This window comes from uncultured Proteiniphilum sp., from assembly GCF_937873925.1.
Taxonomy (GTDB): Bacteria; Bacteroidota; Bacteroidia; order Bacteroidales; family Dysgonomonadaceae; genus Proteiniphilum.
The window spans coordinates 1-8,226 of sequence record NZ_CALNAT010000003.1; the positions used below are offsets into that span (position 1 = coordinate 1).

Sequence of the window (8,226 nt, forward strand, 5' to 3'; positions counted from 1 at the left end):
CAAAGAAACTGTAGGATACCAGGGGCGCAAACGATTATCATCTATGCTTCGGAACATATTCTTCTTGTAATACAATACAGAATCCTTATGGATCATACCACTCATCAGTTCATCATCCCATTTGAATTCAATGGGATAAAAATCATCGGTCAGCTTCCCAATTTTACAATTTAAACTGTCTCGCTGTATGGTTACGAGGAAATCCTGGGCATTAACAGTGGAGGTGCAAGATAGAATTATCCCATTGAAAACAAAGAGTGAGAGTAAAAAAACTTTGTTTGTATGTTTTTTCATGAAAAAAATAAATTACTGTTGTCCGACAAAAAAATCTCAGAAGAAGTACGAGGGCAAATTTTAAGTTTGCCCATCGTACTAACAGTTGTAGCTTTATATTCATCACAATAACAATACTACAATAACAAAAGTAGTTATTTTTTTGGACAATCAGTTTTTTCTTCCTTTAAAGTGAAGATTGTTTTATTTCACTAACGTTCCCCAAAAACTGATCTCCGCAAGTAATAGACGTGGGGTTTGAGTAGGATTGAAATTCTCGAGGCTTCTGAACCTGATATACCTGACTGTGGCAGACGGGTCGACATTATCACCTGGCATGAATTCAAAATATAAACCACTGTTGGAGAGTGCTATGTCTTCCGAAGTAGGAGCTTCCCAAGGACTTTTTGTTCCATTTCCTGATGGTTGAACACATTCAAAGGTACCTAACAGAGTCCAGGTATTATCCAAACTTCCATCTGGATTTGGATCCAGAGATCCGTAAATCTCAAACAATCTTGGCATGCCTTTATTCCAACGATCGTCATTATCGTTACGTGGCCAAAATTTCATTCGGCTTAGTTTTGCTTTTATGCCCATATCCCATGTAAATGAACAGGGAACGGAGGTAACTCCAGCCGAATGCATGAAATTGGTTGTGTTTCCGTCCCAAAAACGAGATAAGGGATAACTACCGTTTATGCCCATATCGCCAGGCAACGTTTTTGCCACCCAGGTAGTTTTGGGAATAAATGTTACCGGATCGATCATTTTTTCGACCGTTGTTGCCTGGAATACATCAATTGCCAGTGAGTCCGGTTTATACGTAGTACTGTAGGACAAAGGCTTATCGAGGTCGAAGTAGGGAAGCAGTGCTTCAGTTTCCGATGGATCCACATCCATAGTCTGGCTGGTGCCATTTGTATCTTTCCAGTTCAGGTGGATGCCTACCTCGGTACTTTCGGCTGTTCCCCAGTTCAGTTTAAGATCTTGTCCATCATAGTATGTACTCTTCAACAAACGGTTTGTCAGCATGCCCCTATAGTTATCGCCATATACCGTACCTAATACTTCAATGGGAATAGACATATTTCCTTCATCGTCATACGTGTGAACCATAAATGAATAAGTATTTTCAGCAATCGGGGCAATAATATAGCTTACAGTATCCATGTCGGCAGCTATAGACAGCTCAACCGAGTCGGTGTAATTATTCCAGAATATTCTTGCTTTCTGCACCCGGGGGTCGGTACCTCTCAACCACGATATTTTAATACGGTTGTCACCCGGATATGCAATCGGATTCTGTGCCGGTCCCGGATAAATCAATCCATTAGGAACAACATGTTTCTCGTAAATATCTGCCTGGCTATCGCATGAAGAGAATCCTAACACGACCCCAATAAAGATGATAAATATTATATTCTTCATCATAATTGATTTTTAATGATTTAGCTTTAATTGATTAATTCTCCCCAAAAACTCAATTCCTTAATATGAACCGTCGAAAATGAAGCATTCGCGTAGGTAGATATGGTTCTAAACCTGATATACCTGACAGAAGTAAAAGGATTCGGGGCAAAATCGCTAACACTGAATTCAAATTCGATACCTTCGTCTGCAAAAGCAATGTCTTCCTGGGTAATTTGCGTTCCGGGGCCGGACGGTTTCAAACTCTCAAATCGCCCGAGCGGTATCCAACTGTCGTCCATCACTCCGGTAGGATTGGGCGAAACAGAGCCCCATATTTCAAATACCTTTGCATGTCCTCTCTTCCATCTATCGTCTGCATGCCCTCGGGGCCAATATTTCAGACGGCTCAATTTGACGGTTCTTCCAAGGTCCCATGTGAGGTTGTGAGGTAGCATTTGGGTTTCCATACCATGGAATCCATCTACTCCATAAACCTCATCCCATATTCTTGTTATCGCGTAACCTGAATTGACCGGAGGTATATCACCGGGAAGGGTAAAATCTCTCCAGGTAGCTTTAGGAATAAACTCTTCAAACCATGGCGTCACCTTAGCCACTAATGTATCGGAATAATTCCCCCACCTATCGCGAACATACATCGCGAATTCCTGTTCCACGGGCTCTAATCCACCAATACCGCGATAAGTGAAAGTTCCTTTTGGCATAGAGGTATAATACGTGATTAACTCACTCATGTAACCCAAATTCGCCGTATCGGCCATCAATACTATTGCCAAGTTTGCTTTTTCCGGATTTTCGAAATCAATAGCTACTCCTCCGAAAGTATCCCTGAACTTTTTGCTTGCCAGTTGTACGGGAGCTGTCGTTGGGTTGATTTGTACAACATATGGTGTTGATTCTTTTTCGTTTTTCCCAACCGAATACAGTTTGACGTCGTACGTATCCGGAACGCCGAATCCTTCTAAAACTAAGGAATCTTTGAAATACGACGACTTTGTTTCGCGTATTACGCCAGGTTGGATTTCATATTCAGCACGAATATAAAGCAGATTCTTATCTATCGGCAATTTATATTTCAATACAGCTCCTCCCGGTTTGTTATGTACTGTTACATTTGTCACCTGACCGGGAGCGGGTATGGTATCATCAATAAAATCAATACGCCCCTCTTCCTTACAACCAATCCATACAATCGGCATTAGTAAAATAATGATATATATTATTCTATTCTTCATGATGTAATATTTTAATTGTTACCATCCAATATTTTGTACCAAGTTTGGATTCGCTTCAATATCGCCGGTACTGATAGGCCAGAAATAATCACGAATACCGAACTTTTGTTCTGCCAAAAGTTGTGGTTGGTACATCATCCGGTTGATTTCTTCTTCCGTTCCGTCAATGGTGGATACCATCATATTCCATCCTTGCAGAGGGGTATGGTATTCAGTTGGAGCGGTTTTCCACCGGCGTATATCCCAAAAGCGTTGTCCCTCGAACGAAAGTTCAATCGAGCGTTCCCTTTGTATAATTTCACGCATACCTGCCTGCGTATTGTACTTCTGGCTGTTGGTATACGTATCCCATGACTCCTTTACTCCTTTTAAACCAGCACGAGCGCGAATCAGATCGATATACTGGAACAATTCGGCGCTATTGGCGCCATTAGGGCCTTCGGCTTCGTTTATAGCTTCAGCATATAATAGGTATAGATCGCTCAACCGCATGATTGGCCAGGCATAGCTTGGCGAAGATATATTGTTGATCGCGTTAAGTTGGGCTTCATAAGGAATGTATTTTTTTGGGATATAGCCTGTCCAGTTCCCTTGTCCCTCGGTACCATCCGTTTCGCCTATTTTAAAGGCTAGGTATCTCAACGACGATGCATCTTTATCATTATATTGCCCGGCACCAAACCACACACCTCCGTCGAAGCCTACCCACGCGTAAAAACGGGGTTCACGCTCGAAGTGCATATCGACAGTCGTTCTTCCCTGTCGTATATAAAATCTGTCTTTTGCCTGGGCGGTTCTCAGATTGTAAAGGTCGCCGAAATTTCTAGTTTTATCCTCTTCCAAGGGGATTCCATTTTCGGTATAAAACATTTCGGCAATTTTGATCGGCATACCCAACCACTTGCAAATGTCATTGCTATTAACGTAATCCGGATTCAGTTTCGGCATGGATGCATGAATCATCCCCCCGTTAGAGGGAATTGAAATCATTTGCGTGTTTGCCCAAATTACTTCACTGTTCGAACGCAGGTTAAAGGCATTCCGAAGAGTTACATTCAGGACAATCGTATCGTTGTACCTGTTGGCCGCGTCTTCATACGTGTATAACATAAGCCCTGCTTCATGGCATATATCAATAGCTTCCTTGCAGGCGGCCAATGCCGAATCCCATTTTTCGGGTTTGAATGTCGTGTCGAACAGGAGGGTGCCGTCATGATTTTTCAAAGTTGCCTGATCATTATTGCCATTGAACAAAGGACTCGCGGCTGTTACCAGCACTTTTGCCTTCAGCGCAAGCGCAATGGGTTTGGTAATACGCCCGTAATCGCTAGCCGGATCGAGTACAAACGTGGGAAGCATGTCGCCTTCGCTGGCTTCATCCAGTAATTGTATAATATAATTAAAACATTCGTCTACCGGTTCTCGCTCTACCTTCACAGCGTACACATCAGCATCCACCGACATATTTTCACGGATGAGGGGGATAGGACCATACATCTGTACAAGGCTAAAATGGTAATAAGCTTTTAAAACTTTAGCCTCAGCAATCCATTGTTCACGTTCCCAGGCTTGCAGATCCGGAACCAAATGAACATTTTCCAAAAAGGTATTGCAAACGCGTAATGCTTGATACATACTGCCCCATCTCGGAAGTACGGGACTGGTAGCATTTTGGTTTCCCTCGCTTATATCAAGGCCGGCAAGAGAGAAACGGTTGGAAAAATGAGTAGTTCTCCTGGTCCATATATCATCTCCTCCTAACGTGGTAGGGTCGCTAGAACCTCCATTTTTCGGCATATACGAGTAAGCGGTAGCCAAATATTTTAGGGCTTGTACTCTCGAATTAAATGCCATATCCAAGGTAGCAACACCATCGGGTACCACATCCAACCAATCACTACAAGCAGTTAAGCTCATGATAGCGGCAAATATTATAATTCTATATTTTTTCATATTTATTATCCTTAATTAGTTAAAAGTAAAATTTAATCCAAAGTTAACCACTCTCTGAATAGGATATCCCAACCCATTACCTGCCATTTCCACGTCCCACATCTTAAACCTGCTGAATAGAAGCAGATTGGTTCCACTGACATAGAAGCGGAGATTATTCATTCCTATTTTTTCAGTTACTTGCTTGGGTATTGTATAGCCTAACTCCATCTGTTTGAGACGCAGAAAACTAGCATTTCGCATAAACCACGTACTCGTTGCCACATTATTCGAGTTCAATGTCGTACTTAATCTTGGCCATAACGCGTACACGTTTTGATTTTCTTCAGACCAATAACTGTCGGCATATACCTTGAGAATTTGGGCATCATTGATAAAAGGAGCTGTTCCTCTTGAATCTCCACTTGCATTGATCCAAAATGATTGCCGGCCTGCCCCCTGGAAAAATACGGAAAAATCGAATCCTTTATATCCCGTTGAAATCCCAAATCCATACACAATCTCGGGAACCGTAGGATGACCTATGGGGACTCTGTCAGCTTCTGTTATTCTACCATCGCGGTTTACATCCAGGTATTTAATATCACCTCCGCCATAATCAGAAGTACCGATGTATTGTGGCGGTGAACTAGCCGCTTCTTCATCATCTACAAAAAGCCTTTCGGCAATATACCCGGTTACCTGATTTAATGACAAACCTACCCTTGAGCGCCAAGGTTCTTTGTATTCCGGTTCCTCGTACACATCATATTGGCTGGTGGCATACGTGAAATTAGCACGTGCCGATGTCCAAAAATCGTTGTTCCAGTTTTTCTGGTACTCCAAAGTCATATCCACCCCTTTACCCGATGCTTCGCCCACATTTGCTCTCGGGGTCGCGGTCAAACCCATCGTAGTGGGAATACTTGACCGGGTCATCAGGATATTGGTTCTTCTTTCTGTAAAATATTCGGCTATAAGACTCAGTTCATTCCACACACCCAATTCAAGAGCATAGTTTTGTTTATATGATTTTTCCCAAGTTATATATGGATTGGCATACCGGTTAATCGTGATTCCGTTATATCTCGTGTTGTATTCCTGTCCGAATACGGCTGCCCTACCGCCATCATTCATGTTCACTTCCGAGAGATAGAAGAACCGGTCATAAGCAGTGCCTATCTGATCGTTACCGATTAAACCATAGGAATAGCGCAGTTTCAGGTTGTTAATAACAGGTTTCATGTTTTCCCAGAACGCTTCGTTGGAAATGAGCCACGCGGCACCTGCTGACGGAAAGAAACCAAAACGATTGTCTTTATCAAAACGTTCACTCCCGTTATAGCCAAAGTTAAATTCACCAAAATAACGAGAATCATACGAATAGGTGGCACGCCCGGATAATCCAACATTTCTGGAAGGGAGTGATAGCTGTAACGAACCCGCGTTAGCAGTCAAGGTCTGCCGTGCCTGGAATACCAACAAGCTGCTGATGTTATGTTTCCCGAAATCACGAACATGGTTTAAACTCCCTTCAAAATAAAACGAGGAATTCTGTTCTCTTTCCCCAGGCAATTCTCCATATCCCAAATATTCTGTACCAATATAAGTTTCCATTAACTTGTAATCACCTGTTAGTCTGTTATAGGTAGCAATTTCATAATAAAACGGATTATATATCCGGTTCACTGCAAATTGCGACAAGCGACTAACATTCATCATTCCTCTAGCAGATAATCCTTTAGTAATGAAATCTAACTCCTGTTTCAATTCTAATTGAGCCAGTATTTGTGAACGCGACTTCTCCTTGTAACCACGAACCATTTCTGCATAGGGATTGATTTTACTATTGTTATAGTTACCAAACAAAATATGCTTCGCGTACTGGAACTCCTCATCCGCAGGGTAATAAGCGGGAAAAAGCACGGGGTTGGAGTGCACCATTAAATAATACATATCGGCTCCCCCCAGCAAAGGGCCCTTGTATTCTTCAAAATTGGCACTCAAACGTACAATCAATTCCGTGATATTGGTTATATCAATATTGACATTCGACCGTAGATCGTAATTATTTATGGCTATATTGTTGTTGAAATTATTGCGTTTATCTACTTTCAGGATACCGTTGTCGCGATTGAAAGAGCCCGCGACGTAGTAACGAGCAACTCCGCCACCACCACTAACATTTAAGTTTGCTCGTTGATTCATGGTGTAATCCTTAAACAACATCTCTTTCCAGTCGTTCGCGGGATAAATAAGCGGATACTTGCCAGCCTCTGTCATTTCGATTTTTTCCTGCGAATATAGGATGGTTCCTAAGGGGTCTCTAGTAAGGATCGCTTCATTATGCATTTTCATATAAGTTATAGGATCAGCCATATCAACCGTTTGCGTTGGAGCCGATATTGAATTTTCGAAGCGGAATGAAATTTTCGCAGGACCTTCAACACCCTCTTTAGTAGTTACCAAAACAACCCCATTTGCACCACGGGCACCGTATAAAGCTGTTGCAGTAGCATCCTTCAATATAGAAAAACTTTGAATATCATCTGGACGAAGGCGGGCGAGATCGGTTGATGTGAGTTCTACACCGTCAATTAATATCAACGGGTTGGTGTTTGTTCCAAAAGTTGTTATACCGCGGACAAAGAAATCGGCATTATCCTGTCCGGGTTCTCCACTTCGCTGGTAAGCGATGACACCGGCCATATTCCCGGCCAGTGCTGTGGTAAGATTACTCGAAGGTACTTTTAAATCTTTTGGATTCACGGTAGTAATAGCACCGATAACACTTTCTTTCTTTTGCTTTCCGAAAGCTACGATGGTAACCTCGTCAAGCTCGCTGGCCGCCGGGCTCATAGCTACCTCAATATAGCTTTGATTCCCTACTGCGATGATCTGGGATTCCATCCCGAGGAAAGAGAAGACTAGTTTGTCAGAAGGGGTGGCCCTTATCTCGAAGGTGCCGTCAATGTCGGTGGTCACCCCCCTGGTTGAGTTCTCTATCAGGACACTGACTCCCGGCAGAGGCTCGCCTGTTTCCGCTTCCACAACCTTTCCCCTTATTTGTGCTTGCTGTGCAGACAAATAGAAAGGGAAGCATAATAAAATACATAGTAAAAAATTTAATTTTTTTTTCATCTCATTTTCATTTGCTTTAGATTAATAATTAGAATTTATTTCAGGTTGTTAAATGTTACCGTTAAAAAGGAATAGTTTTTTTATTTGCCGTAATAATATAAGGCCCCGATGCCTGTCGGAATTTCCATACGGGCATAATGAATTCTCCTTATACTGGAGTTATATCCATATAAGGAGAGTTTGTTTTCTTTAAAATAAAAAAGTCTTTTCT

5 protein-coding genes are annotated in these 8,226 nt (G+C 42.1%); all 5 read right to left on the reverse strand.

The window, feature by feature from the left end; genetic code table 11:
* Nucleotides 1–294, reverse strand: a 294-nt coding sequence (locus Q0502_RS00385) for a hypothetical protein (protein ID WP_298645839.1), incomplete at its 3' end; no start/stop codon positions are given.
* Nucleotides 295–477: 183 nt separating this feature from the next.
* A complete protein-coding gene (locus tag Q0502_RS00390) occupies nucleotides 478–1,707 on the reverse strand; it encodes a DUF4998 domain-containing protein (RefSeq protein WP_298645842.1) in 1,230 nt (409 codons plus the stop codon).
* A gap of 23 nt (nucleotides 1,708–1,730) precedes the next feature.
* Nucleotides 1,731–2,942 carry a DUF4959 domain-containing protein gene (locus Q0502_RS00395; protein WP_298645845.1) on the reverse strand — a complete coding sequence of 404 codons (1,212 nt, stop codon included), beginning with the start codon at nucleotides 2,940–2,942 and terminating at the stop codon, nucleotides 1,731–1,733.
* Between the two features lie 18 nt (nucleotides 2,943–2,960).
* Nucleotides 2,961–4,895 carry a RagB/SusD family nutrient uptake outer membrane protein gene (locus Q0502_RS00400; RefSeq protein WP_298645847.1) on the reverse strand — a complete coding sequence of 645 codons (1,935 nt, stop codon included), beginning with the start codon at nucleotides 4,893–4,895 and terminating at the stop codon, nucleotides 2,961–2,963.
* A gap of 15 nt (nucleotides 4,896–4,910) precedes the next feature.
* Nucleotides 4,911–8,015, reverse strand: a complete 3,105-nt coding sequence (locus tag Q0502_RS00405) for a TonB-dependent receptor (RefSeq protein WP_298645849.1) — start codon at nucleotides 8,013–8,015, stop codon at nucleotides 4,911–4,913.
* Between the last annotated feature and the right edge of the window lie 211 nt (nucleotides 8,016–8,226).

Excerpts from the sequence above, each read along its gene's own strand:
- Q0502_RS00390 (WP_298645842.1), bottom strand. The coding sequence starts at position 1,707 with ATGATGAAGAATATAATATTTATCATCTTTATTGGGGTCGTGTTAGGA.
- Q0502_RS00395 (WP_298645845.1), bottom strand. The coding sequence starts at position 2,942 with ATGAAGAATAGAATAATATATATCATTATTTTACTAATGCCGATTGTA.
- Q0502_RS00400 (WP_298645847.1), bottom strand. The coding sequence starts at position 4,895 with ATGAAAAAATATAGAATTATAATATTTGCCGCTATCATGAGCTTAACT.
- Q0502_RS00405 (WP_298645849.1), bottom strand. The coding sequence starts at position 8,015 with ATGAAAAAAAAATTAAATTTTTTACTATGTATTTTATTATGCTTCCCT.